Raw genomic sequence first — 24,115 nt, 5'->3', positions numbered from 1 at the left:
GTCAATCGAACGCAACTCCCCTCCCTTGCAAGGCTGTTCGACCAGATCGCCCCTATTCGCGTGGACCGGCACCCCGATGGCGTGCTCTTGCCCCGAAACGGCGTGAGCATCGCGCGGGGTCGGTCAGTATGGGCGACCGAACGCCCTACCGCGATGCAAGGGACACCGCATGAGACTGACCGACATATCGCTGGACTGGCTGCTCCCGGGCGGCGTGATGGTCGCCGGAGTCCTGACGGCGGTGGCGGTGCTCGCGCGCGGGAAGCGCGCCGGTGACCAGGCCCCGGCCGAGGACTCCTGGGAACGCAGCGAGGAGCGCCGCAGGCGCAAGGAGGCGATCTACGGATTCGCCTCGTACGGCCTGCTGTTCTGCTGTGCGGCCGTCGCGGCCGCGCTCTCCTTCCACGGGCTCGTGGGCTTCGGCCGCCAGAACCTCAGCCTCTCCGGCGGCTGGGAGTACCTGGTGCCCTTCGGCCTCGACGGCGCCGCCATGTTCTGCTCGGTGCTCGCCGTCCGCGAGGCCAGCCACGGCGACGCGGCCCTCGGCTCGCGCCTGCTCGTCTGGCTGTTCGCGGGCGCGGCGGCCTGGTTCAACTGGGTGCACGCGCCCAGGGGCTTCGGCCACGACGGGGCCCCGCACTTCTTCGCGGGCATGTCCCTCTCGGCGGCGGTCCTCTTCGACCGGGCGCTGAAGCAGACCCGCCGGGCGGCGCTGCGCGAACAGGGCCTCGTGCCCCGTCCGCTGCCGCAGATCCGGATCGTCCGCTGGCTGAGGGCGCCCCGGGAGACCTTCGCGGCCTGGTCCCTGATGCTCCTGGAGGGCGTGCGGACCCTGGACGAGGCGGTCGACGAGGTGCGGGAGGACCGCAAGGAGAAGGAGCAGAACCGGATCCGCAGGCGGGACCAGGTGAAGCTGGACCGGGCCCGGCTCAAGGCGATCAACCGCCAGCACCGTTCCTTCGGGATCGGCCGCGGCGGCGGCCGCCAGGTCGAGATGGCGGCGCTGAACGCCACGGCCGTTCCGGGCACGGCGCCCGCCCAGGTCTCCGGGTCGGGCTCCACGGCGGGCGCCGTCCAGGCACCCGTCGTGGAGCCCGCCATAGCGGATCCCGGACAGCTGCCGCTTCGCCCCCGGCCGTCCCTGCAAGCCGTGAGGGGCGATGAGCCCCGGACGGGAGACTCCCGGACGGTGGACCTCACCGCCGAGGACGACACCCAGGCGCTGCCCCGGCTCGACTCCCTGGAGCGCAAGCTCAAGGACCTGGAGCAGCAGTTCGGCTGAGCAGTACGCGCGTCACCCGGAACGGCGGGCCTCCCTCGGGCGGCCCGCCGTTCCGTCTGTGTGCCGTCCGTGCTCAGGCCGCCTCGCCCTTCAGCTCGAACCACACCACCTTGCCCGCTCCCTGTTCCTCGACCCCCCAGGAGTCGGCCAGGGCCTGGACGAGGACGAGCCCCCGGCCGTTCGTGCGGTCCTCGGCGGGCGGTGCGCCCGGCGCCTTCAGACCGGGAACGAAGTCGCGGACCTCGACCCGTAACTGCTCGGGGACGACCGTCGCGGTCACGACGGCCCCGTGGTCGGTGTGGACCAGGGCGTTGGTCACCAGCTCGCTGGTGAGGAGTTCGGCCACGTCGGAGGCGCCCGGGTCGCCCCACTTCCGCAGCAGTTCCCGCAGGGCGTGCCGCACCTCCGGCACCGCGGTGAGATCCGCGCACCCCACCTTTCTGAGCAGTTGAGTCGGCTGTCGTGCCTCCCCGGTCATGTCCCCCCACCCGTGGTCGCGTCGAACAGGCTCACGGGGATGCATGCCCCACAGGACCGTCGGCATACATGGGTGGTGGCGGAGGGTCAGGGCCTGGGCACGTTCCGCAGGTTGGAACGCGCCATCTGGAGCATCTTGCCCACTCCCCCGTCCAGGACGATCTTGCTGGCGGAGAGCGCGAAGCCGGTCACCATGTCCGCCTTGATCTTGGGCGGGATGGAGAGCGCGTTGGGGTCGGTGACGACGTCCACCAGGGCCGGGCCCTTGTGCTTGAAGGCCTCCTTGAGGGCACCCGCGAGCTGCTTGGGCTTCTCGACCCGGATGCCGTGGGCGCCGGCGGCGCGGGCGATGGTGGCGAAGTCCGGGTTCTTGTTCGTCGTCCCGTACGAGGGCAGGCCGGCGACCATCATCTCCAGCTCGACCATGCCGAGCGAGGAGTTGTTGAAGACGACGACCTTCACGGGCAGGTCGTACTGGACCAGGGTGAGGAAGTCGCCCATGAGCATGGAGAAGCCGCCGTCACCGGAGAGCGAGACGACCTGCCGGTTCAGATCGGTGAACTGGGCGCCGATCGCCTGCGGGAGCGCGTTCGCCATCGAGCCGTGGCTGAACGAGCCGATGATCCTGCGCCGCCCGTTGGGGGTGAGGTAGCGGGCCGCCCAGACGTTGCACATGCCGGTGTCGACGGTGAAGACGGCGTCCTCGTCGGCGAGTTCGTCGATCACGGAGGCCACGTACTCGGGGTGGATCGGGGTGTGCTTCTCGACCTTTCGGGTGTAGGCCTTGACGACCCCTTCGAGGGCGTCGGCGTGCTTCTTGAGCATCTTGTCGAGGAAACGGCGGTCCTTCTTGGCCCGGACCCGGGGGATCACGCAGCGCAGGGTCTCCCGGACGTCGCCCCAGACGGCGAGGTCGAGCCGGGAGCGGCGCCCGAGGTGCTCGGCCCGCACGTCCACCTGGACGATCTTCACGTCGTCGGGCAGGAAGGCGTTGTACGGGAAGTCGGTGCCGAGCAGGATCAGCAGGTCGCACTCGTGGGTGGCCTCGTAGGCGGCGCCGTACCCGAGCAGACCGCTCATGCCGACGTCGTACGGGTTCGAGTACTGGATCCACTCCTTGCCCCGCAGGGCGTGCCCGACCGGCGCCTTGATCCGCTCGGCGAACTGCATCACCTCGGCGTGGGCCCCGGCGGTGCCGCTGCCGCAGAAGAGCGTCACCCGGTCGGCGTCGTCGATCATCCGGACCAGGGCGTCCACCTCGGCGTCCCCGGGGCGGACGGTGGGCCGGGTGGTGACGAGCGCGGACTCCACGGCCTTCTCCGGGGCCGGCTGGTCGGCGACGTCCCCGGGCAGCGAGACGACACTGACGCCGCCGCGGCCGACGGCGTGCTGGATCGCCGTGTGGAGCAGCCGGGGCATCTGCTTCGGGCTGGAGATCAGCTCGCTGTAGTGGCTGCACTCGCGGAACAGCTGGTCGGGGTGGGTCTCCTGGAAGTAGGAGAGGCCGATCTCGCTGGACGGGATCTGCGAGGCGAGGGCCAGGACCGGGGCCATGGAGCGGTGGGCGTCGTACAGGCCGTTGATGAGGTGCAGGTTGCCCGGCCCGCAGGAGCCCGCGCAGGCGGCGAGGCCGCCGGTGATCTGGGCCTCGGCGCCCGCGGCGAAGGCGGCGACCTCCTCGTGCCGGACGTGGATCCAGTCGATCCCCTTGGTGCGCCGGATCGCGTCGACCACCGGGTTCAGACTGTCGCCGACCACGCCGTAGAGGCGTTTCACGCCCGCGCGCACGAGGATGTCGACGAACTGCTCCGCTACGTTCTGCTTGGCCATGGTCCCATCAACACACGGCCCGGCGGATCACGCCTCCCAGACGGCCACCCCCGTACGGTCATCGGCGTAACCGGTCACCCTCAGCTGGGTGTCGGCGAGGAAGGCGGCGAGCCCGGGCGGCTCCGCGCCGGCCCAGCGGTCGGCCAGCTCGCGGGCGAGGTCCGGTTCGCCGCGCATCGGCTCGGCGAGGCCGGGCGAGGCGAGCAGCAGGGTGTCACCGGAACGGGCGACGGAGGCGCGGAAGCGGAACGGCTCGGCGGGCGGCGGCACGGGCTCCTCGACGAGCGGCCCCGGCGCGGTCGTGATGCCGAGGTCCATGGTCAGCCGGTCGCCGTCCTCGGTCGCCTCCGGGGCGGAAGGGGCCGACGGGGCGGCCGGCGGGGAGCCGAAGCCGACGACGGGGGCGCCGGTGACGGCGGTCCGCTCGGGCAGCAGCGGCTCGATGTCCTGCCAGGCGCCGTCGCGGAGCCGGAAGAGCCCGCCGCCGCCGACGCCGAAGAAGACCCGGGTGCGGCAGTCGGGGTCGGCGGGCAGGAGGAGGCAGCGGAGGGAGGCGGTGTACTCGTCGAGGGCCAGGCCCCGCTCGGTGGCTCGGGCGCGCAGCTTGCCGTACGTGCGGTCGGTGAGCCGGTGCAGTCCGGACTTGAGGTCGCCGCGGCGGCCGGACCTGACGTCCTCGGAGAGCCGGCTGTGGCTGCGGCAGACGGCCTCCGCGATCCACCGGCAGGCGTCGGCGGCGGCGAGGTGGGCGTCCTCGGCGGCGCGGGAGCCGGCGGCGACGGCGACGAGGACGAGCGCGGCCTCGTCGTGGCCGAAGCGGGCGGTGAGGAGGGCGTCGCGGCGGGGCTCGCCCCGGAAGCGGGCCGAGTCGCCGCGCACGGAGACGGCGCGCAGCGTGCAGGTGCCGTACCGGGCGCCGTCGAGGACGGTGTCCGCGACCACGTCGGCGAGTTCGCCGGGGCGGGCGACGGGCAGGGCGGTGGGCTCGGGCTCGTAGGTGGGCGGCCTGCTGCCGACGAATCCGGTACGGGGGCGGGGAACGGGGACGGCGACCTGGACGGTCGGGGCGTGGTCGGGGGCGGCCGGCGACTGCTCCTGGTCCTTCTCCGGCTCCGGCGGGTCGGGAGGCACCGGCACCTGGACGGTGGGCGCTTCGACCGGCGGGGCGGGGAAGGTCCGCGGCCCGGTCTCGGCGGCCTCCCAGGGGGCTCGCCCCGGGACGGGCGGAACGGACGGAACGGGAGCGGGCGGAACGGGGGCAGCGGTCGGCGTGGGTGGGGCGGTCGGTACGGGTGGTGCGACCGGTGTGGGCGGTGCGGTCGGTGGCACGGGCTCCGGGGCGGTGCTCTTCGGTGCCGGTGCCGCGGCCCGGGGGTCCGGGCCCGCCGGGCGGGTCGGGCTCTTCGCGTCGGTCGGGATCACCGAATCGGGCGGCGGCCCGCCCGGTGGACCCGTCGTGGCGCGGGTCGCCGTGTCGAAGTGGTCGTCGAGCGTGTCACCCGAGACCGTCGGGGCCGTGTCCGGCGCCGACTCGTCGTAGAGCTTGTCCCACCAGCTGTCCCCCTGCTGAGTCATGCCCTTATTGTCCACCGCGCGAGGGGCCCGAAAACGGCACATCGGGAAAAGCGTTGCGGCGAACGGGTGGTCCGCCGGGCGGCCCCACCCCCCACGGGAAGGACGCCCGGCGGACCGGCGTGGTCAGCGCACGTCGTAAGCGCGGACCACGGTCTGGGTGACGGAGTTGCCCCTGGCGTCCGTCAGTTCGGTCCTCAGGGTGACCTGCTCACCGGTCGCGCCCGCGTGGTTCACGGTCGCGGTCCAGTGGCCGCCCTGCCCGGTGACCGGCGCTTCGGTCCAGGTCGTACCGCCGTCGTAGGAGTACGAGAGCCTGGCCGAGGTGAGCGCCGCGGGGGTGTAGCCCGCGTGTCCCGTCGCGGTGAGGCCGATGTGCTGGCCGTCGGTCGCGGCGAGGGTCTTGAGACCGTCCTCCGGAAGGTCGTACCGGGGGAAGAGAATCGGGATGCCCTGAGAATAGACGCTCTCGTCAAGCTTGGAGGTGAATTCCCACACCGAGTTGACGGAGGTGGAGCGGGACCACACCTTGCTGCCGATCTTCGTGGTGTTCTGTTCGAGTCGGTACGTCCCGGCTTCGGCCGGCACCTCGAAGACGCCGAACGGCCAGCCGGTCTCGCCGAGGAGTTCGCCGTTCCGGCGGAGGCTGAGGTTGCCGATGTCGCCGAAGGAGCCGGGCTCGGCGTGGTGGGTGTTGTCGCCCCACATGGCGGCGGCGAAGCCTATGAGGTTGCCCTGGCGCTCGGAGACGAGGACCGGCTTCCCGGTGACGTCGCGCGGGGCGGTGGGGGCGAGGACGCCGTCGTACCAGCGCTCGGTGCGCCTCTCCCCGGCCTCGTAGGCGTGGCGGGTGCCGACCATCAGCTCGCCGAAGGGGAAGTTGCTGCCGATCAGCTGCTCCCAGGCGGTGTCGCCGGCGGAGTGGTACTCGGTGCGGGTGCCGGGCACGGGGACCGTCTCCAGGGAGCCGAAGAAGACGCGGGTGCCGTTGGGGCGGTGGGCGGCGGGGCTGTCGAAGAAGTCGGTGGTGACGCCGGTGGAGCCGTACGTGGAGTCCGTGCGGCCCAGGTCGCGGTCGCGGACCCGGTACTCCTTGCCGGAGCGGATCGTGCCGGTCTCGGGGAACGCCAGGTTGTAGACGTACGGGCTCTTCGCGGTGGCCTTCCAGGCGAGGGTGACCGGGCCGGCGGCCAGCTTCCTCAGGAGCGCGGCGGCCTCGGTGGAGGGGACGGAGAGGACGGGGAGGCCGTTGCCCATGAAGCCTCCGCCGGGGTACCAGCGGCCGGGGGCCGTGTGGTGCGCGACGACGGCGACGGCTCCGGCGGCCTTGGCGTCGCGGGCGAGGGCGCTCACCTGGTTGCTGTCGTCGGGGAGCCGGACGAGGGCGACGCGGCCCTTCACGTCGGCGGCCTTCAGCTCGTCGGGGGTGCCGGTCCCGGCGTCGACGAGGCGGGCGGAGCCGGTGCCGTCGAGGTTGTCGGAGGCGAGGGAGCCGGTGAGCGGGTGCAGGGTCAGGCCGTCGGTGGTGCGCAGCGAGGTGATCTGCGGGGCGGCGGCCCGCCAGTAGCTGCCGAACTCGAAGTCGCCGTCGTCGGCGCGGCCTTCGACCGAGGCGTAGTACGCGCGGAGGGTGCGCGGTCCGGCGGCGGTGCCGGCGTGTGTCCAGGTGTCGTCCCAGGAGCGGGCGAACGCGAGGGTGGCGCCGCGGAGTTCGCTGTCCTTGTCGGTCTTCACGGACAGCTTGTGAGCCTTGCGGGCGTCGAGGACGACGGTGGTGTCCTTCTTCAGCTCCAGCTGCGGGCGGCCGAGGTAGCTGAGCGAGTCGTTCAGCGTCGCGCCCTCGCCCGCGTCGGGCGTGGTGACGTAGGAGGAGAGGAAGTAGCTGCCGGGGCGCAGGCGGAAGACCTGGTCGGTGGCGCCCTCGTTGAAGCGGCGCTCGCCGGTGGCGTCGTCGGTGCCGATGACGTCGAGGGAGGAGGCGCCGGAGGCGGGCTTGCCGAGGCGGTCGATCAGCTTGACGCGGAGGGTGACAGTCTCGGGCTCGACGTGGAGGGAGAAGGGGGTGGAGACGTGGACGCCTCCCTTGCCGGTGGCGATCACGCGGCCGGTGACGTCGCCGTACTGGGCGCGGTCCAGGCGGGCGGCGGGGTCGAGTTCGAGGGGGACCTGCACGGTGGCGCCGGCGGGGACGGTGACGGTCCGCTTGCCGAGGCGGGCGACGGACGACTTCACGCGGGAGCCGTCGTTGCCGGTGACCCGCTCGACGGCCAGGTCGAGGGTGACCGGGGCGGTGGAGGTGTTGGTGTAGGGGACGGAGACGGTGGTGCGGTCGCTCCTGTCCTGCGGCCAGTGGAAGGTGCCGCCCTGGATCGCGGGGGCGCCGAGGACCGTCTGGTCGACGGCGGCCTCGACGTCGAGGCGTCCGGCGCCGACCTCGCGGACGTCGCCGGGCAGGTCGCTCTCGGCGGAGGCGACGAGCGCGGCCTTGATCTGCTGGGCGGTCCAGTCGGGGTGGCGCTGCTTGACGATGGCGGCGGCGCCCGCGACGTGCGGGGTGGCCATCGACGTACCGGACATGGACTGGTAGGCGTACACGCCCCGGCCGCCCGCCGCGGCGGCGGAGATGGCGACGCCGGGCGCGGCGATCTCGGGCTTGAGGGTGTGGTTGACGATCGTCGGGCCGCGGCTGGAGAAGTACGCGGTGGAGTCGTCGCGGTCGGTGGCGCCGACGGTGAGGACGCCGGGCGCGCAGCCGGGCGAGGAGACCGTGTTGAGGGAGGGGCCCGTGTTCCCGGCGGCGACGACGAAGAGGGTGCCCTCGTTCTGGGCGAGTTCCTCGGCGGCGACGCTCATCGGGTCGGTGCAGTCGGTGGGGACGGGGCTGCCGAGGCTCATGGAGACGACGTCGGCGCCCTGGGCGACGGCCCACTCCATGCCGGCGATGATCCAGGAGATCGCGCCGGAGCCGGAGTCGTCGAGGACCTTGCCGTTGAGGAGCTCCGCGCCGGGCGCGACGCCCTTCTTCTTTCCGCCGCTCGCGGCGCCGGAGCCGCCGACGGTGGAGAGGGTGTGGGTGCCGTGGCCCTGGCGGTCGCCCGTGGTGTCGGAGTCGGTGAAGTTCTCCGAGGCGACGACGCGGCCCTTGAGGTCGGGGTGGTCGGTGTCCGCGCCGGTGTCGAGGACGGCGACCCTGGTGCCCTTGCCGTCGTAGCCGGCGGCCCAGGCCTCGGGGGCGTGGACCTGCTTCGTGGAGCGCTCCAGGGTGGCCTCGACCTTGCGGTCGAGCCAGAGCTTCTCGATGCCGGAGGCGGTTTCTGTTCCGGAGGCGGTTTTCGTGCCGGGGGCGGTCTTCGTGCCGGAGGCGGTGCGGGCCTTCGGGGCGTTCACCTCGGCCCAGAAGGTGGCGGCGGTCTTCTTCTCCGCCCGGAGGGCGACGCCGTCGACGGCCTTGAGGACCTGGCCGCGCCGGGCGCCGCGCGGGGCGAGGGGGACGGAGCGGGCGACGTCGGAGCCGTAGACCGCGATGAGGGGCAGGGCGGTGGTGGCGGCGTCGTCGTAGCCCTGGCGGATCAGGCCGGTGACGTTGAAGAGCTCCTCGTCGACGCGTCCGGCGGCGAGCGCGGCGGTGGCGGTCTCCGGGTAGACGTACAGGTCCTGGCCGGTGCGGCGGGTCTGGACGAAGGGGACGGTCCCGTCCTCGCGGGGCAGGGCCGTGGCCGCCGGGGCGCCCGCGGCGTCGCGGGTGACCAGGACGCGGTCGCCGGTGACCAGGGTCACCGTGGCCGTCCGTGCCCCGGTGCGGGCCGAGGCCTCGCTGCCGATCAAGGGTCGCTTGCCGGCCGTGCCGTCCCGTGGCTCGTTCGCCACGGACGGCGCGACCGCGGTGGCGGCCAGGACGGCGGCGGTCGCCGCCCCCAGGGCCGTACGCGAAATCGGACGCATCGCTCTCCCCATCTGATTCCGGACACGGCGGTGCAAGTCGCCCGTCCCCGGAGGCTGTTGGTGCTGCGGTGGCGCCACATTGGCAGAGGTGAGGGCGGTACAGGGATGATGAGCCCGGCGGGAATACGCCGTGGCCGTTTCCCGCCAGGTCACCAACGGAACGAAAGCCTCCGCCGGCCGTCCCCGGAAGACGCGGGACGCCCGGCGGAGGTGCGGCGAGGGGTGGGGCATCCATGCTGGGAGCGATAGGACTCGACGAGCGCCAGGAATCGGCGTACCGTGCTCTGGTCTCGCTGGGCGCGGCCGAGGTCACGGACCTCGCCCACCGGCTCGCCCTGCCCGAGCGGGAGACCGAGCGGGCGCTGCGCCGCCTGGAGTCGCAGGGGCTCGCCGCCCAGTCCTCGGCCCGCACCGGGCGGTGGGTCGCGGCCCCGCCCGGGGTGGCGCTCGGCGCGCTGCTCACCCAGCAGCGCCACGAGCTGGAGCAGGCCGAGCTGGCGGCGGCGCTGCTCGCCGAGGAGTACCGGGCGGAGGCGGCGGAGGCGGCCGTGCACGACCTGGTGGAGGTGGTGACCGGCGCGAGCGCGGTGACCCACCGCTTCCTCCAGCTCCAGCTGGGCGCGACGGAGGAGGTCTGCGCCCTGGTGACGGGCAAGCCGATCGCGGTCTCCGGTCTGGAGAACGACGCGGAGGAGCAGGCGGCCGGGCGCGGGGTGCGCTACCGGGTGGTGATCGAGCGCGAGGTGCTCTCCCTGCCGACGGGGCTCCTGGAGCTGTCGGCGGCGCTCGGCCGCGAGGAGCGCATCCGGGTCGCGGACCGGGTCCCCACGAAGCTGGTGGTCGCCGACCGGTCCCTGGCGATGGTGCCGCTGACCGGGCGGGGCGCGGAGCCGGCGGCGCTCGTGGTGCACGCGAGCGGGCTCCTCGAATCGCTGATGGGGCTCTTCGAGTCGGTGTGGCGGGACGCGCTGCCGCTGCGGCTCGGGGCGGGCGCGCAGATCACCGAGGACGAGGCGCCGGGCCCGGACGCGGTGGACCTGGAGATCCTCTCCCTGTTGCTCGCCGGGATGACGGACGCGAGCGTGGCGAAGCAGCTGGACCTGGGGCTGCGGACGGTGCAGCGGCGGGTGAAGGGGCTGATGGAGCTGTCGGGGGTCTCGACGCGGTTGCAGCTGGGGTGGCACGCGTACGAGAAGGGGTGGGTGGCGCGGAGGTGAGGCGGGTCCCGCGACCGGATCCGGGCACGTCCCCGTACGCCCCGTCCCCCGCCCGCCCGTCGCGACCTGCGGGAATCCGTGGTGTCGTGCAGGCTGGGCAGCGTGGGTGTGTGGCAGCTCCTGATGGTCGCGACGGTGATGCTGCTCGGCCTGTTCGGGGTCCTGGCGCCCGGCGTGCCGGGAACGTGGCTGGTGTGGGCGGCGATGCTCTGGTGGTCGCTGCACGAGCGGACGGACCTCGCCTGGATCCTCCTCGCCTCCTCGACCGGGCTGCTGCTCCTCACCCAGGTGATCGTCTGGCAACTGCCTGCGCGCCGGTTCCGGGGGGTCGGCATCACGCGTCGGATGGTGGCGTACGCCGGGGTGGGCGCCCTCCTGGGCTTCGTCCTGGTCCCGGTGGTCGGCGCGGTGCCCGGTTTCGTCGGCGGGATCTACCTGGCGGAGCGGCTCCGGCTGGGCGGCCACGGGCAGGCCAGGGCGGCGACCCGGACGGTGATGCGGGCGGCCGGCACGAGCGTCCTCGTGGAGCTGTTCGCCTGTCTGCTGATCGTGGGGGCGTGGGCGGGGGCGGTGCTCTGGGGGTGAGGCCGCGGGTCCTGGTCCCGGAGGCGGAGGCGGCCTCGGTCCCGTCGCCGATCCGCCGGACCGGGGGCGGCGCGATCCTGGACGCATGAGGAACTTCGAGGGTTTCAGCGAGACGGAGTGGACCTACCTCACGGAGGACCGGGCACGGCTCGGCCGGATGGCGACCGTCGATCCGTACGGGCAGCCGCAGGTCAACCCGGTGGGGTTCTTCCCGCAGGAGGACGGCACCGTCCTGATCGGCGGGTTCGCGATGGGCCGTACGAAGAAGTGGCGCAACCTGCGGGAGAACCCGAAGGTGGCCCTGGTCGTGGACGACGTGGTGAGCGTCCGCCCCTGGCGGGTGCGGGGCGTCGAGATCCGGGGCGAGGCGGAGCTGCTGGTGGGCCCGCACGGCCTGGGTGCGCACTTCAGCGAGGAGGTCGTCCGGATCCGTCCGCGCCGGATCCACAGCTGGGGTCTCGATGACCCCCGGGAGGGGGACTCCTGAGGGATCACCCGGAGCGGGGCCCCGGGGCGACGGGGACCCCGAGGTAGCGGGCGGCGTACGAACGCCAGGGCCGCCATGCGTCGGTGTCGGGGCGGTCCGGCGGGGCCGCGCCGGGGTCGGGAGGCGAGGTCACGCCGGGGTCGACCCCGGGAAACACGTCGGGGTCCCCGAGGGCCCGCATTCGGATCAGGGCGGCGGCCCCGGGGGTCACTCCGGGGACGGCGAGCAGGGCGCGCTCGGCCTCGTCGCGGTCGGCGCCGGGGTCGAGGCGTACGGATCCGTCGGCGAGGGCTCGGGCCAGCGGTCCGGCGACGGGGTGGCCGGTCAGGTCCCGGGGCGCCGGGAAGAGGTGGGTGAGGCCGCCGCAGGCGGTGGCCGGCGGGGTGCCGTGCTCCTCCACGACCCGGGCGGACTCCTCGGCGCCGAGGAGGGCCCGCAGCGCGAACTCCTCGGGTTCGGCCGTGCCCGGGGAGCGCACGCCGGGCCGGGCGGCCACCTCGGCGGCGAGCCCGGGGACGGTCCCGAGGCGTTCGGCGACGGCGTACGGGTCGGCGTCCAGGTCGAAGAGGCGGCGCAGCCGGTGCACGGCGGTGGTCAGGTCGCGCAGTTCGGTGAGGTGGATGCGGGCGTCCAGCCAGCGCCCGGCGGAGCGCTCGTCGACGGAGACGATCCCGGTGCCGTACGGGAGGCGGAGGGTGCGCCGGTAGGTGCGGGCGCCGGGGGTGCCGACGACCTCCTCGACGCGGGGCAGGGCCTCGGCGGCGAGCAGGTCGAAGACCTCGCCGGCCGCGTACGGCCCCCGGTGGGCGAGCCGCAGCGGGACCCCGGCGGCGAGGGCGGTACGGGCTCCCGCGCCGGTGCCGGACTCGGCGCGCAGGGCGGTGGGGGTGCGGGCGTAGACGGCGCGGATCGTGTCGTTGAACTGGCGGACGCTGGCGAAGCCGGCCGCGAAGGCGATCTCGGTGACGGGGAGGTCGGTGGTCTGGAGCAGCAGCCGGGCGGTGTGGGCGCGCTGGGCGCGGGCGAGGGCGACGGGTCCGGCGCCGAGCTCGGCGGTGAGCTGGCGCTGGACCTGCCGGGTGCTGTAGCCGAGGCGTCCGGCGAGGCCGGGGACGCCCTCGCGGTCGACGACGCCGTCGCCGATCAGGCGGACGGCGCGTCCGACGACGTCGGCCCGGACGTTCCACTCGGCGGAGCCGGGCACGGCGTCCGGGCGGCAGCGGCGGCAGGCCCGGAAGCCGTGGCCCTGGGCGGCGGCGGCCGTCGGGAAGAAGGTGACGTTCCGGCGCTTGGGGGTGACGGCGGGGCAGCTGGGACGGCAGTAGATGCCGGTGGTCCGGACGGCGAAGAAGAACTCTCCGTCGAACCGCGCGTCCCTGCTGCTGACCGCCTCGTAGCGGGTGTCGTCGTCCCTCACGGGTTCCAGTGTGCGGGGGCGGACGGCCCGGGGCTCGCGGTTTTCGGACACCACGTTCCCGGGGCCGTACGCCCTCGCTCGTACGGGCTACCGCAGACGTCCGTTGCGCTTGAACTCGACGGCGGCGCGGCCGGCGGCCATCGTGCGCTTCCAGTCCTTGCGGATCTCGTTGCGCAGGCGGGCGTCGGTCTTGGCCACGAGGCGCTGGTTCTCGCGCATGAGCTTGCGGAAGCTCTCCAGGCGGCGGACGGGCAGGGTGCCGTTCTCGATGGCGGCCGCCACCGCGCAGCCGGGCTCCGCCTCGTGGGCGCAGTCGTGGAAGCGGCAGTCCCGGGCCAGTTCCTCGATCTCCGAGAAGACCTGGCCGACGCCGGCCTCGGCGTCCCAGAGGCCGACGCCGCGCAGGCCGGGGGTGTCGATGAGGACGCCCCCGGTCGGCAGGACGAAGAGGTTGCGGGTGGTGGTGGTGTGGCGGCCCTTGCCGTCGACGTCGCGGGCGGCCTGGACGGACATGACGTCCTCGCCGACGAGCGCGTTGGCGAGGGTGGACTTGCCGGCGCCGGAGACCCCGAGCAGTACGGTCGTACCGCCCGCGACCACGGCGGAGAGCACGTCGACGCCCTCGCCCGTGGCGGAGCTGAGGGGCAGCACCTGGACGCCGGGGGCGACGGTCTCGACGTCCTCGACGAGGTAGGAGAGCCCGACGGGGTCGGGGACGAGGTCGGCCTTGGTGAGGACGACGATCGGCTGGGCGCCGGACTCCCAGGCCAGGGCGAGGAAGCGTTCGATCCGGCCGAGGTCGAGCTCGACGGCGAGCGAGACGGCGATGACGGCGTGGTCGACGTTGGCGGCGAGGATCTGGCCCTCGGACCGCTTGGAGGACGTGGAGCGCGCGAAGGCGGTACGGCGCGGCAGGCACGCCCGCACGTACCGGGGATCGCCGGCGCCCTCGGGATCGACGGCGGCCCAGTCACCGGTGCACACGACCCGGAGCGGATCGTGCGGGGTCACGAACGCCGTGTCGGCACGGACGGTCCCGTCGGCGGTGGCGACGTCGCACTGCCCCCGGTCGACCCGGACGACCCGCCCGGGGACGAGCCCCTGCGCGGCGTACGGCTCGAAGACGGCGGCCCAGCCCTCGTCCCAGCCGTGGGCGACGAGGAGGGAGGAGTCGGAGGTGCGGGAGGAAAGCGGGAAAGACAAGGGGGACCCTTCGAAGGGCGGCCCCGGCGGCGCGCTCCGAGCGCGCGGAATGTGGAGTGGGTGTCAGCCGGAGGCCACAGGGGTGGGAACGATGAACTCCTGAATGCGGGCAGAGCCCGTCACCGTGACAGTCATCAATGTCCTCACCTCCTGCTTCTTCTCAACGAACCGACATCTCACCCTGCTTGGGGGCGGACGAGCAGAACCATAACCCCGCCCCGGGGCGCGGCACCACCGATTAAGACGGAAGCATGGCGATCGCGGACGCCCTCACCTGCGAGGTGGGCGGGCCCGGGCAGAAGAAGCGCGACATGACGCAGCGGTACGCCGGCACATCGACCGGGATCCTGAGCCACGCCACCGAGGTGGACGTCCCTGAGGCCGGACCACTACCTGAGCAGCGCCGACTGACGACCGCCCGCTTCCGGTCCGTCGACGCGGGGCCGGGGCGTGGCGGCAGTACATAGGATGTGCCGGCAATCGGCCACGGCCGGAAACCGGAAAGTGGAGCGAAGGGCGGTTCTCGATGCCTGACGACCCGGCGAGGCCGGACTCTTCGGAGGATTCTCCGGTGGACGCAGGTTCGGGCCGGTCGGTCCTCAGGGCGGTCGGCTGGCAGGTCGGCGCGGTGGTCGCGGCCGTCGTCGTTCTCGTCGCCGCGATGGCCCTGCGGAGCGAGGACCGGGAACGGCCCCGGGCGGCATCGTCCGGTTCCCCGTCGAGCGCTCCGTACGGGGATTCCGCCGACTCCGAGCCCTCCGCCGCGACGAGCCCGTCCGACCCGTCGGACGGGCCTCCGTACACGACGGTTCCCCGGTTCGGTTCCGACGCGGCCCGGGACGTCGCCTTCGCGGGGCAGGCCGCGCAGCTCTCCTGGTCGCTCTTGGCCTGGCCCTACAACGTCATGTCCTCGTCGCCCTCGCCGGGCATCAAGGACTTCCGGGAAGCCGTGGTGAAGCAGGCCGGAGACGTCTGCGGTGAGCTCGCCGGCGGCACGGGCATGAACGACCTGCCCCGCGTCATGGACCTGCACCTCGAAGGGCCGCTGGATGAGGCCGCCTTCATCGTGGAGGCCGTCGCCTTCTACTGCCCCGCCCAGACCGCCGCGATCACCGGAGGCGTCTACACCAGGCCCGTGCCGGTCGAGCAGAACGAGGACTGCCCGACGCCCTCGGCCCTGGAGATCACGACCTCGATCACGGGCCGCACGGCCGACGAGCACCTCCACGAAGCCACGTACGAGGTCGACATCCGCAACACCTCCTCCTACCCGGTCCGGGTGGAGCTGGAACAGCTGTGGACCACGGGCCCCTCGGACGAGTGGGAGCCCTACCCGAGTACGTGGTCGGTCTTCGGCGAGGTCGGGGCCGAGCACCACTACGCCATCGCGCCGGGGGCCACCTTCCACTACGAGGGAACACAGACCGGAAGCTATCCGTGGAAGGGCACGTCGGTGCGCGTGAAGCCCGGCGAGCACCTGTTCATCGACTGCGGATACCAACCCGGTCCGCGGGCCGCGGGAGGGGAATAGGGGTACGCCGCTTCGCCGGCTCCCCCGCGCCGTGTCCGATCCGTACAAGACCCGGGCGGCGGGTGCCGCCTAGCGTGCGGTGCATGGACATCGCACCCCGTACCGTTCCCACGCCCCGGCTCGATCTGATCGGGCTCGTCGTCTCCGACATGGCCGCCTCGCTCGCCTTCTACCGGCGGCTCGGGATGGAGATCCCGGAGGGGGCCGAGTCGGCGCCGCACGTGGAGGTGGTGCTGGACGGCGGGCTGCGGTTCGCCTGGGACACGGAGGAGGTGGTCCGGTCCTTCGATCCGGGGTGGAGGCGGCCCGAGGGCGGGCACCGGATCGAGCCGGCCTTCCGGTGCGGGTCGCCGGCGGAGGTGGACGCGGTGTACGGGGAGCTGGTCGCCGCCGGGTACCGGGGGCACCTGGAGCCCTGGGACGCGTTCTGGGGGCAGCGTTACGCGGTGGTCCTCGATCCGGACGGGTGCGGGGTGTCGTTGTTCGCCGAGGCCGACGCGCGCGCGTAGGCGGTCAGCGTCGTGCCCGTGAGGGACCTGACCTCGCGGGCCAGGTGGGCCTGGTCCACGCAGCCCGCGCGGGCTGCGGTCTCCGCGTACGGCACGCCGGACCGGACCAGGGCGAGCGCGCGCTGGAGGCGGAGGATCCGGGCGAGGGTCTTGGGGCCGTAGCCGAAGGCGTCGAGGGAGCGGCGGTGGAGCTGCCGGGCGCCGAGGCCGACCGCGTCGGCCGTCTCCGCGACCGGGCGGCCGGCGGCGAGGCGCGCCACGACGGCCCGCAGGAGCGGGTCGGGCGCGGGGGCGTCGGCGGCCCGGAGCCGTACGAACTCCTCCAGGGCGGCGGCCGGGTCGGGGGCTTCCGTGATCCGTTCGCCGGTCCGGCGTGCCTCGGCCCCGGACCACAGCTCCTCCAGCGGGACCAGGCGGTCGCGCAGCGCGTGGGCCGGGACGCCGAGGACGCGGGGCGCGTCGCCGGGGGCGAAGCGGAGTCCCGCGTACCGGGCGGCGGTGGCCGTCGGTACGTGCGCGCGCGTGTCGGGTCCGGCGACCAGGAGGCGTCCGTCGGCCCGGATCAGGTCCATGCAGCCGTCGGGGAGGATCGGCCGGGCGGGGGCCGTCGGATCGGTCTCGGCGGTCCACAGGACGGCTCCCGTGAGGCGGGCCGGGCGTTCCTCGTACATCCCTCGTGGCCTCCCCTCCGTCAGTCCTTCTCCCAGCCCGAGTGGAGGCGGGACTTCACGTCGTCCGGGGGGAGGAACCTCGACCAGCGTTCGGGGAACTCGGAGGGCATGTCCGGGTCGTCCTCGTCGACGTCGTCGGCCTCGGCGCGGACGCGGGCGACGAGCTCCGCCGCCTGGACGGCGCGGGCGCGTTCGTTGGCCTCGCGGGCCGCGGCGGTGGCGACGGAGGGCCAGACGCGGTCGATGGCGGCGTTGACGGCGGCGCCGACGAGGACGGCGAAGGCGGAGACGCCGATCCAGAGGAGGACGGCGATGGGGGCGGCGAGGGAGCCGTAGATGGTGGGGCCCTCGACCTGGCTGGTGAGGTAGATCCGCAGCAGGAAGCTGCCCAGGACCCACATGGCGAGCGCGACGAGGGCGCCGGGGATGTCCTCGATCCACGGCGACCTGACCGGCACGGACACGTGGTAGAGCGTGGTCAGGAAGGCGATGGAGAGGAGGATGACGGCCGGCCAGTACAGGACGGAGACGACCTCCGTCCCCCAGGGCATCAGTTCGACCACCCGGTCGGGGCCCACGACGGCCAGCGGCAGCACGACGGCGCCGATCAGCAGGGCCACGAGGTAGAGCAGGAAGGCGAGCAGCCGGGTCTTCACGATGCCGCGGTGGCCGTCGAGGCCGTACATGACGGTGATGGTGTCGATGAAGACGTTCACCGCGCGGGAGCCGGACCAGAGGGCGATGGCGAAGCCGAGGGAGATCAGGTCGGGCCGTTTGCCCCCGGTGACGTCCTCCAGGACCGGTTTCGCGATCTCCTCGACGCCCCGGTCCGAGAGGACCGTCCCGGCGGCGCGGAGGATGTTCTCCTGGATGCTGGTGACGGTGTCGGTGTTGGTCCAGTCGTCGGCGTAGCCCAGGAGGGCGATCAGGCCGAGGAGCAGGGGCGGCAGGGACAGCAGGGTGAAGAACGCCGCCTCGGCGGCGAGACCGAGGATCCGGTACTCGATGCACGAGTTGACGGTGTCCTTGAGGAGCAGCCAGACCATCTTCCGCTTCGAGACGTTGCGGTAGAGGACACGGGCGCGGTGGAGCCTGCTCCAGGGCCGCCGCTCGGGCCGTTCGGGTGTTTCTCTTGCTGCCTGCACCTGCTTACCGTATCCGTATGGCGCGGACCACCCACACAGTGACCAATCAGCCCCCTCCCCTGGTGGGGTACGACGTCTACACGGGCGACCGTGCCCTGGTCGAGGCGGTCGAGCGGCACCTCGATCCGGGGCTCCTGGAGGAGGCCCGGGAGTCGCTGGCGCTGCTCGGCCGGGCGACGGGCTCGGAGCAGGTGCGGGAGTGGGGCGAGCAGGCGAACGAGAACCCGCCGCGGCTGCGGACCCACGACCGGTACGGCCACCGGGTCGACGAGGTCCACTTCCATCCCGCCTGGCACCGGCTCCTGGGGCGTTCCGTATCGGCCGGTCTGACCGACGCCTGGGGCCGGCCCGGCGGGCACGTGCGGCGGGCCGCCGGGTTCCTGGTGGCCACGCAGGCGGAGGCGGGGCACGGCTGCCCCCTGTCGATGACGCACGCCGCCGTGCCCGCCCTGCGGATCGAGCCGGAGCTCGCCGAGGTCTGGGAGCCGGCGGCCCGCTCGCACGTGTACGAGCGGGCGCTGCTGCCCGTCGTGGAGAAGCCGGGCGCCCTGCTCGGCATGGCGATGACGGAGAAGCAGGGCGGCAGCGACGTGCGGTCGAACACGACGGAGGCCCGTCCGCTGGCGGCGGCGGGCGAGTACGTCCTGACCGGGCACAAGTGGTTCTGCTCGGCGCCGATGTCGGACGCCTTCCTGGTCCTGGCGCAGGCCCCGGCGGGCCTGACGTGCTTCCTGGTGCCCCGGGTGCTCGCGGACGGCTCGCGCAACGCCTTCGCGATCCAGCGCCTGAAGGACAAGCTGGGCAACCGTTCGAACGCCTCGGCCGAGGTCGAGTTCGACGGGACGACGTGGGCGCGCCGGATCGGCGAGGAGGGGCGCGGGATCCGCTCCATCATGGGGATGGTGGCGGCCACCCGGCTCGACTGCGTGCTCGGCTCGGCGGCGCTGATGCGGCAGGCGGTGGCGCAGGCCGTCCACCACTGCGCGTACCGGAGCGCCTTCGGCGGGCCGCTGGCCGAGAAGCCGCTGATGCGGAACGTGCTCGCGGACCTCGCCCTGGAGTCGGAGGCGGCGACGGTCCTCGGGATGCGGCTCGCGGCGGCGTACGACGCGGCCGAGGACGGCGGGGCGGACGCCGACCGGGAGCGGGCGCTGCTGCGGATCGCGGTGCCGGTGGCGAAGTACTGGGTGACCAAGCGGTGTACGCCGGTGGTGACCGAGGCCCTGGAGTGCCTGGGCGGCAACGGGTACGTGGAGGAGTCCGGGATGCCCCGGCTGCTGCGGGAGTCGCCGCTCAACTCCGTCTGGGAGGGCTCCGGGAACGTCCAGGCCCTGGACGTGGTGCGGGTGCTGCGGACCGAACCGCTCTCGCTCGACGCGTTCCTGCGGGAGGTCGGGGCGGCGCGGGGCGCGGACCACCGCTTCGACCGGGCGGTACGGGACCTGCTCGCCGAACTGGCCGACCTGAACGGGATCGAGGCGCGGGCGCGGCGGCTCGTGGAGCGGATGGCCCTGGTGCTCCAGGGGGCGCTGCTCGTGCGGTGGGCCCCGCCGGAGGTCGCGGACGCGTTCTGCGCGGCGCGGCTGGGCGGGGACGGCGGCGCGGCCTTCGGCACCCTGCCGCACACCCTGGACCTGCGGGCGGTGGTGGAGCGGGCGCGGGTGGAGGTGTAGGCGTCGGGCCTGGCTGCACCTGTACGTGCGCGGGCGCCGGGCGTGCCCCCTGTGCCCGTACACGCGAAAAAGCGGGGGTGGTGCTGCGCCGACACGGCACCACCCGCCGCTCGCCCAAGGCTCGCCCAGGGGGGCGGGTGCGGGCGAGAGTTGCAAAGGGTTGCAGGATTACCCGAACCGGGCCTCGCCGACCCGTCCCGGGCGGCACGATGGGCATCGGCGCTCCGGACGCCCGCTCCCGCGCGGAACTCCGGTCGTCTGCCCCGTGCAGAACCGATACAGCACCCCGGGTGGCTGGGAGAGACCGATGAAGAACACGCAGCTCGACATGAAGCGGCTGGCCGCCATGGACGCCGCCCGGGCCACCCGGCTGCTGCACCGGGTGCGCGAGGAGACGCTGGCGGGCCGGACGCCGCCGATCGCGCCCCGTCCGGTCATCGACGCGTCCTGGCAGCGGATGGTCCGGCTCGGCCTCGACCCCGACCAGGGCACCAGCAGCGTGCTGCTGCACCGCGACGAGCTGGAGGAGCGGCGCAGGACCACGCTCCTGGCCGAGGTCATGCAGACCCTGACCGGCGGTCTCGCCGGCATCGCCGACGCCTCCCTCCAGATCATGGTGGTCACCGACGAGCACGGCCGGGTGCTGTGGCGCCAGGGGAACTCCGGGGTGCTGCGGCGGGCGAACGGCATCTGCCTGGAGGAGGGCGCGGCCTGGACCGAGCACACGACCGGCACCAACGCGGTCGGCACGGCGCTCGCCCTGGGCCGGGCGGTGCAGGTCCACTCCGCCGAGCACTACCTGCACACCCTGCACAACTGGACCTGTGCCGCCGCGCCCGTGCGCGACCCGCGCGACCGGCGGCTCCTGGGCATCCTCGACGTGAGCGGCCCCGCGTCCACCTTCCACCCGGCGATGCTGGCCCTGGTCGACTCGGTGGCGCAGCTCGCCGAGGCCGAGATGCGGGAGCGGCACCGCCGGTCGGTCGAGCGGCTGCGGGCGGTCGCCGCGCCGATCCTGTGCCGGGTGGGGGGCCGGGCCGTCGCGGTGGACGCGTACGGCTGGACGGCGGCGGTGACCGGGCTCGCGCCGGTGGACCGGATCCCGCTGCCCAAGTCCTTCCGTGCCGGCCGGGTCTGGCTGCCCTCGCTCGGGACCTGCGCGGTGGAGCCGCTGCCGGGCGGCTGGCTGCTGCGGGTCGAGGAGGAGACCGGGGCCGGGTCCGGTTCCGGGGAGGCGGACGCGGGGGCGGTGCAGCGGGTGGTGCTCGACCTGAGTCGGCCGCGCCGCTGGACGGTGTCCGTCTCGGGCCCCGCGGGCGGCTGGCAGCAGGAGCTCAGCCCCCGGCACGCCGAGCTGCTGTACGTCCTGGCGCTGCACCGGGACGGGCGGACGGCGGCGGAGCTGGCGGAGGACGTGTTCGGGGACCGTACGAGGACGGTGACCGTGCGGGCCGAGATGTCCCGGGTGCGCCGGACCCTCGCGGGGGTCCTGGCCCACCGCCCGTACCGCTTCCGCGAGGAGGTGGCGGTGGAGGTCCTGCGCCCGGAGTCGCCCGCGGACCTGCTGCCGCACTCGACGGCACCGGCGGTACGGGCGGGGGTACGGGGGTAGCCGGCGGTCCGGGGCCCGGCGGGGAGGGCGGGGCAGGCTTCTGTCCACCATGCGGACACCCGTCTCCCCGTCCCTCCCCGCCTCCCTCCTGCCTCCAGGGGCCGCCCTGGGAATCTCGCGCTCCGCATGATGCGATGGCTCCATGAGCATCACTCTCACCACCTGGTCCCTCGAACAGACCTCCCCGTCCGACCTGCGCCCCGCCGCCCCGCCGGAGGGCGGCGACGTGGTGGTCCGGCGCGCCGAGGTGCCGTCGGCGGAGTTCAGCCGCTTCCTCTACACCGCCGTCGGCGGCGACATCCGCTGGTCCGACCGCCTGTCCCTGACGTACAAGCAGTGGCAGGAGATCGTGGAGAAGCCGGGCTCCGAGATCTGGGTGGCGTACGAGAAGGGGACGCCGGCCGGGTACGTGGAGCTGGACGCCCAGGCCGACGGCATGGTCGAGATCGTCTACTTCGGGCTGATCCCGGCCTTCCGGGGGCGCCGGATCGGCGGGCACCTCCTGTCGTACGCGACGGCCCGCGCCTGGGACCTGGCCGACCGCTGGCCCGGCCGGGAGGCCACCGGGCGCGTCTGGCTGCACACCTGCTCGCTCGACGGCCCGCACGCCATGGCCAACTACGAGCGGCGCGGCTTCCGGCTGTTCGACACCAAGGTGGAGCAGGCCGAGGAGACCGAGACGCCCGGCCCGTGGCCCGGCGCGTACGCCTGAGACCGGCCGGCGAAGGGGGCCGGGGAGAGGGGTCCGGAAGGAGCCGCTCCCCGGCCCCCTTCGCGTGACCCAGAACACACCGTCTCACCGAACGAGACGACAATGTCCATATACTGGACGATGCTGGACTGGTTCCAAAGTCCCGTGACACGCTTCCGCCATGTCTGGAACTGGAATTGCCTTGGTGAGTCGGCGGCACGTCGACCTCGGCCGCATGTCCAGCGCCATCTGTCCGGCGCGCTGAGAGAACCAGCACCGCCGCGATCACTCTTTCCACCCGACTCTGCCCCACCCTGCTGCGCACTGTCGCGCCACCCTCTGACCCGAGCGCGAGTGTGCAGGTCAGAGCCGCCCTCTCGCAGTCCCGAAGGACAAAACGCCATGGCCGCCACCCCGGAAAACCGCACCCCCGCCGCCGCCCGCCGCAAGGTCGGACGTCACCGTGGCGAGGGCCAGTGGGCCGCGGGGCACTTCACCCCCCTGAACGGCAATGAGCAGTTCAAGAAGGACGACGACGGTCTCAATGTGCGGACACGTATTGAGACGGTCTACTCGAAGCGCGGGTTCGACTCCATCGACCCCAACGACCTGCGCGGACGCATGCGCTGGTGGGGCCTCTACACCCAGCGCAAGCAGGGTCTGGACGGCACCAAGACGGGCGTCCTGGAGCCGGAGGAGCTGGACGACGAGTACTTCATGCTCCGGGTCCGCATCGACGGCGGCCGGCTGACCACCGAGCAGCTGCGGGTCGTCGGCGAGATCTCCGAGGAGTTCGCCCGGGGCACCGCCGACATCACGGACCGGCAGAACGTCCAGTACCACTGGATCCGCATCGAGGACGTCCCCGAGATCTGGAACCGCCTGGAGGCGGTCGGCCTGTCCACCACCGAGGCCTGCGGCGACACCCCGCGCGTCATCCTGGGCTCCCCCGTGGCCGGCATCGCCGCCGACGAGATCATCGACGGCACGCCCGCCATCGACGAGATCCAGCGCCGGATCATCGGCAACAAGGACTTCTCGAACCTGCCCCGCAAGTTCAAGTCGGCGGTCTCCGGCTCGCCGCTGCTCGACGTGGCGCACGAGATCAACGACATCGCCTTCGTCGGCGTGAACCACCCGGAGCACGGCCCCGGCTTCGACCTCTGGGTCGGCGGCGGCCTCTCCACCAACCCCAAGCTCGGCGTCCGCCTCGGCACCTGGGTCTCCCTCGACGAGGTCCCCGACGTGTACGAGGGCGTCATCTCGATCTTCCGCGACTACGGCTACCGGCGGCTGCGCAACCGCGCCCGCCTGAAGTTCCTCGTCGCCGACTGGGGCCCGGAGAAGTTCCGCCAGGTCCTGGAGGACGAGTACCTGAAGCGGAAGCTGACGGACGGCCCGGCCCCCGAGCAGCCCGCCGGCCGCTGGCGCGACCACGTCGGCGTGCACCGGCAGAAGGACGGCCGGTTCTACGTCGGCTTCGCGCCCCGCGTCGGCCGCGTCGACGGCGCCACCCTGACGAAGATCGCCGAGATCGCCGAGGCGCACGGCTCCGGCCGGGTCCGCACCACCGCCGAGCAGAAGATGCTCGTCCTCGACGTCGAGGAGGAGCGGGTCGAGTCGATCGTCGCCGCCCTGGAGGCGCTCGACCTGCGGGTCACCCCCTCGCCCTTCCGGCGCGGCACGATGGCCTGCACCGGCATCGAGTTCTGCAAGCTGGCGATCGTCGAGACCAAGGGCCGCGGCTCCTCGCTGATGGACGAACTGGAGCGCCGCCTCCCGGAGTTCGACGAGCCGCTGACCATCAACATCAACGGTTGCCCGAACGCCTGCGCCCGCATCCAGGTCGCGGACATCGGCCTCAAGGGCCAGCTGGTCCTGGACGACGACGGCAACCGCGTCGAGGGCTACCAGGTGCACCTGGGCGGCGCGCTCGGCCTGGAGGCCGGCTTCGGCCGCAAGGTCCGCGGCCTCAAGGTCACCGCGGCCGAGCTGCCCGACTACGTGGAGCGGGTCCTCAAGCGCTTCCAGGCGGAGCGCGAGACCGGCGAGCGCTTCGCCACCTGGGCGGCCCGGGCCTCCGAGGAGGCGCTGTCGTGAGCGAGCGCGCCGCACCGTTCTTCTGCCCCTACTGCGGCGACGAGGACCTGCGTCCCAACGAGCAGGGTCACGGCGCCTGGGAATGCGCCGCGTGCAGCCGGGCCTTCCAGTTGAAGTTCCTGGGGCTGCTCGCCCCGGGCGCTTCGGGCAAACCTTCTGGAGGGGAATAGA

At 73.4% G+C, this 24,115-nt stretch carries 21 protein-coding genes; 13 read left to right on the top strand and 8 right to left on the bottom strand.

What is annotated here, in order from left to right; translation table 11 throughout:
* Nucleotides 1–169 precede the first annotated feature (169 nt).
* A complete protein-coding gene (locus tag CP977_RS27070; protein WP_062751632.1) occupies nt 170–1,282 on the top strand; it encodes a DUF2637 domain-containing protein in 1,113 nt (370 codons plus the stop codon).
* Between the two features lie 73 nt (nt 1,283–1,355).
* Here the strand turns inward: CP977_RS27070 and CP977_RS27065 are convergent, their stop codons facing one another.
* The 4 genes from CP977_RS27065 to CP977_RS27050 all read right to left on the bottom strand — a co-directional run bounded on the left by CP977_RS27065 (nt 1,356) and on the right by CP977_RS27050 (nt 9,103).
* Entirely contained in the window at nt 1,356–1,760 is a 405-nt protein-coding gene (locus tag CP977_RS27065) for an ATP-binding protein (protein WP_062751633.1), read from the bottom strand.
* 86 nt (nt 1,761–1,846) lie between these two features.
* The gene (locus CP977_RS27060) at nt 1,847–3,589 is read right to left on the bottom strand and encodes a pyruvate dehydrogenase (RefSeq protein WP_152370968.1); all 1,743 of its coding nucleotides are present in this window, start codon (nt 3,587–3,589) and stop codon (nt 1,847–1,849) included.
* A gap of 27 nt (nt 3,590–3,616) precedes the next feature.
* Nucleotides 3,617–5,206: a protein phosphatase 2C domain-containing protein gene (locus tag CP977_RS27055; RefSeq protein ID WP_183953355.1), complete on the bottom strand. Its 1,590-nt coding sequence runs from the start codon at nt 5,204–5,206 to the stop codon at nt 3,617–3,619.
* 81 nt (nt 5,207–5,287) lie between these two features.
* A complete protein-coding gene (locus CP977_RS27050) occupies nt 5,288–9,103 on the bottom strand; it encodes a S8 family peptidase (RefSeq protein WP_152370967.1) in 3,816 nt (1,271 codons plus the stop codon).
* Between the two features lie 233 nt (nt 9,104–9,336).
* Here CP977_RS27050 and CP977_RS27045 point away from each other — a divergent pair, with 233 nt between their 5' ends.
* The 3 genes from CP977_RS27045 (at nt 9,337) to CP977_RS27035 (ending at nt 11,392) form a co-directional block, all read left to right on the top strand.
* Nucleotides 9,337–10,320: a helix-turn-helix domain-containing protein gene (locus CP977_RS27045; protein ID WP_062751637.1), complete on the top strand. Its 984-nt coding sequence runs from the start codon at nt 9,337–9,339 to the stop codon at nt 10,318–10,320.
* 102 nt (nt 10,321–10,422) lie between these two features.
* Complete coding sequence (locus CP977_RS27040; protein ID WP_062751638.1) at nt 10,423–10,905, top strand: DUF456 domain-containing protein; 483 nt, start codon at nt 10,423–10,425, stop codon at nt 10,903–10,905.
* Between the two features lie 85 nt (nt 10,906–10,990).
* Nucleotides 10,991–11,392 (top strand): PPOX class F420-dependent oxidoreductase, encoded by a 402-nt coding sequence (locus CP977_RS27035; protein ID WP_152370966.1) that lies wholly within the window; start codon nt 10,991–10,993, stop codon nt 11,390–11,392.
* Nucleotides 11,393–11,396: 4 nt separating this feature from the next.
* On the opposite strand, the gene CP977_RS27030 is transcribed toward CP977_RS27035, so the two are convergent.
* Complete coding sequence (locus CP977_RS27030) at nt 11,397–12,818, bottom strand: DNA-3-methyladenine glycosylase 2 family protein (protein ID WP_167308986.1); 1,422 nt, start codon at nt 12,816–12,818, stop codon at nt 11,397–11,399.
* Nucleotides 12,819–12,896: 78 nt separating this feature from the next.
* Nucleotides 12,897–14,012 carry a ribosome small subunit-dependent GTPase A gene (rsgA, locus tag CP977_RS27025; RefSeq protein ID WP_152370965.1) on the bottom strand — a complete coding sequence of 372 codons (1,116 nt, stop codon included), beginning with the start codon at nt 14,010–14,012 and terminating at the stop codon, nt 12,897–12,899.
* Between the two features lie 251 nt (nt 14,013–14,263).
* Here rsgA and CP977_RS27020 point away from each other — a divergent pair, with 251 nt between their 5' ends.
* The 3 genes from CP977_RS27020 (at nt 14,264) to CP977_RS27010 (ending at nt 16,052) form a co-directional block, all read left to right on the top strand.
* Complete coding sequence (locus CP977_RS27020; RefSeq protein WP_152370964.1) at nt 14,264–14,479, top strand: hypothetical protein; 216 nt, start codon at nt 14,264–14,266, stop codon at nt 14,477–14,479.
* Between the two features lie 104 nt (nt 14,480–14,583).
* Nucleotides 14,584–15,543, top strand: coding sequence for a DUF732 domain-containing protein (locus CP977_RS27015; RefSeq protein WP_152370963.1), 960 nt, complete (start codon nt 14,584–14,586; stop codon nt 15,541–15,543).
* A gap of 83 nt (nt 15,544–15,626) precedes the next feature.
* On the top strand, nt 15,627–16,052 hold the full coding sequence (locus CP977_RS27010; RefSeq protein WP_062751643.1) for a VOC family protein: 426 nt from the start codon (nt 15,627–15,629) through the stop codon (nt 16,050–16,052).
* On the opposite strand, the gene CP977_RS27005 is transcribed toward CP977_RS27010, so the two are convergent.
* Nucleotides 15,983–16,723: a helix-turn-helix domain-containing protein gene (locus tag CP977_RS27005; RefSeq protein ID WP_152370962.1), complete on the bottom strand. Its 741-nt coding sequence runs from the start codon at nt 16,721–16,723 to the stop codon at nt 15,983–15,985. The genes CP977_RS27010 and CP977_RS27005 overlap by 70 nt on opposite strands.
* A gap of 20 nt (nt 16,724–16,743) precedes the next feature.
* Nucleotides 16,744–17,868, bottom strand: coding sequence for a YihY/virulence factor BrkB family protein (locus CP977_RS27000; protein WP_079130973.1), 1,125 nt, complete (start codon nt 17,866–17,868; stop codon nt 16,744–16,746).
* A gap of 17 nt (nt 17,869–17,885) precedes the next feature.
* On the opposite strand from CP977_RS27000, the gene CP977_RS26995 reads away from it, so the two are divergent.
* The 6 genes from CP977_RS26995 to CP977_RS26975 all read left to right on the top strand — a co-directional run bounded on the left by CP977_RS26995 (nt 17,886) and on the right by CP977_RS26975 (nt 24,114).
* A complete protein-coding gene (locus CP977_RS26995; protein WP_152370961.1) occupies nt 17,886–19,541 on the top strand; it encodes an acyl-CoA dehydrogenase family protein in 1,656 nt (551 codons plus the stop codon).
* 307 nt (nt 19,542–19,848) lie between these two features.
* Nucleotides 19,849–21,153: a helix-turn-helix domain-containing protein gene (locus CP977_RS26990; protein WP_062751647.1), complete on the top strand. Its 1,305-nt coding sequence runs from the start codon at nt 19,849–19,851 to the stop codon at nt 21,151–21,153.
* Nucleotides 21,154–21,295: 142 nt separating this feature from the next.
* Nucleotides 21,296–21,865 carry a GNAT family N-acetyltransferase gene (locus CP977_RS26985; protein ID WP_152370960.1) on the top strand — a complete coding sequence of 190 codons (570 nt, stop codon included), beginning with the start codon at nt 21,296–21,298 and terminating at the stop codon, nt 21,863–21,865.
* Nucleotides 21,866–22,025: 160 nt separating this feature from the next.
* Nucleotides 22,026–22,109, top strand: coding sequence for a putative leader peptide (locus tag CP977_RS35370; protein ID WP_310591794.1), 84 nt, complete (start codon nt 22,026–22,028; stop codon nt 22,107–22,109).
* 137 nt (nt 22,110–22,246) lie between these two features.
* Nucleotides 22,247–23,944: a nitrite/sulfite reductase gene (locus tag CP977_RS26980; RefSeq protein ID WP_062751649.1), complete on the top strand. Its 1,698-nt coding sequence runs from the start codon at nt 22,247–22,249 to the stop codon at nt 23,942–23,944.
* A complete protein-coding gene (locus CP977_RS26975; RefSeq protein WP_152370959.1) occupies nt 23,941–24,114 on the top strand; it encodes a hypothetical protein in 174 nt (57 codons plus the stop codon). Before CP977_RS26980 ends, CP977_RS26975 begins: the two co-directional genes overlap by 4 nt.
* The last annotated feature ends 1 nt before the right edge of the window (nt 24,115 follow it).

It is taken from the genome of Streptomyces cinereoruber (genome assembly GCF_009299385.1).
GTDB classification, from domain to species: domain Bacteria; phylum Actinomycetota; class Actinomycetes; order Streptomycetales; family Streptomycetaceae; genus Streptomyces; species Streptomyces bikiniensis.
This window is presented reverse-complemented; position numbering and strand designations above follow the sequence as displayed.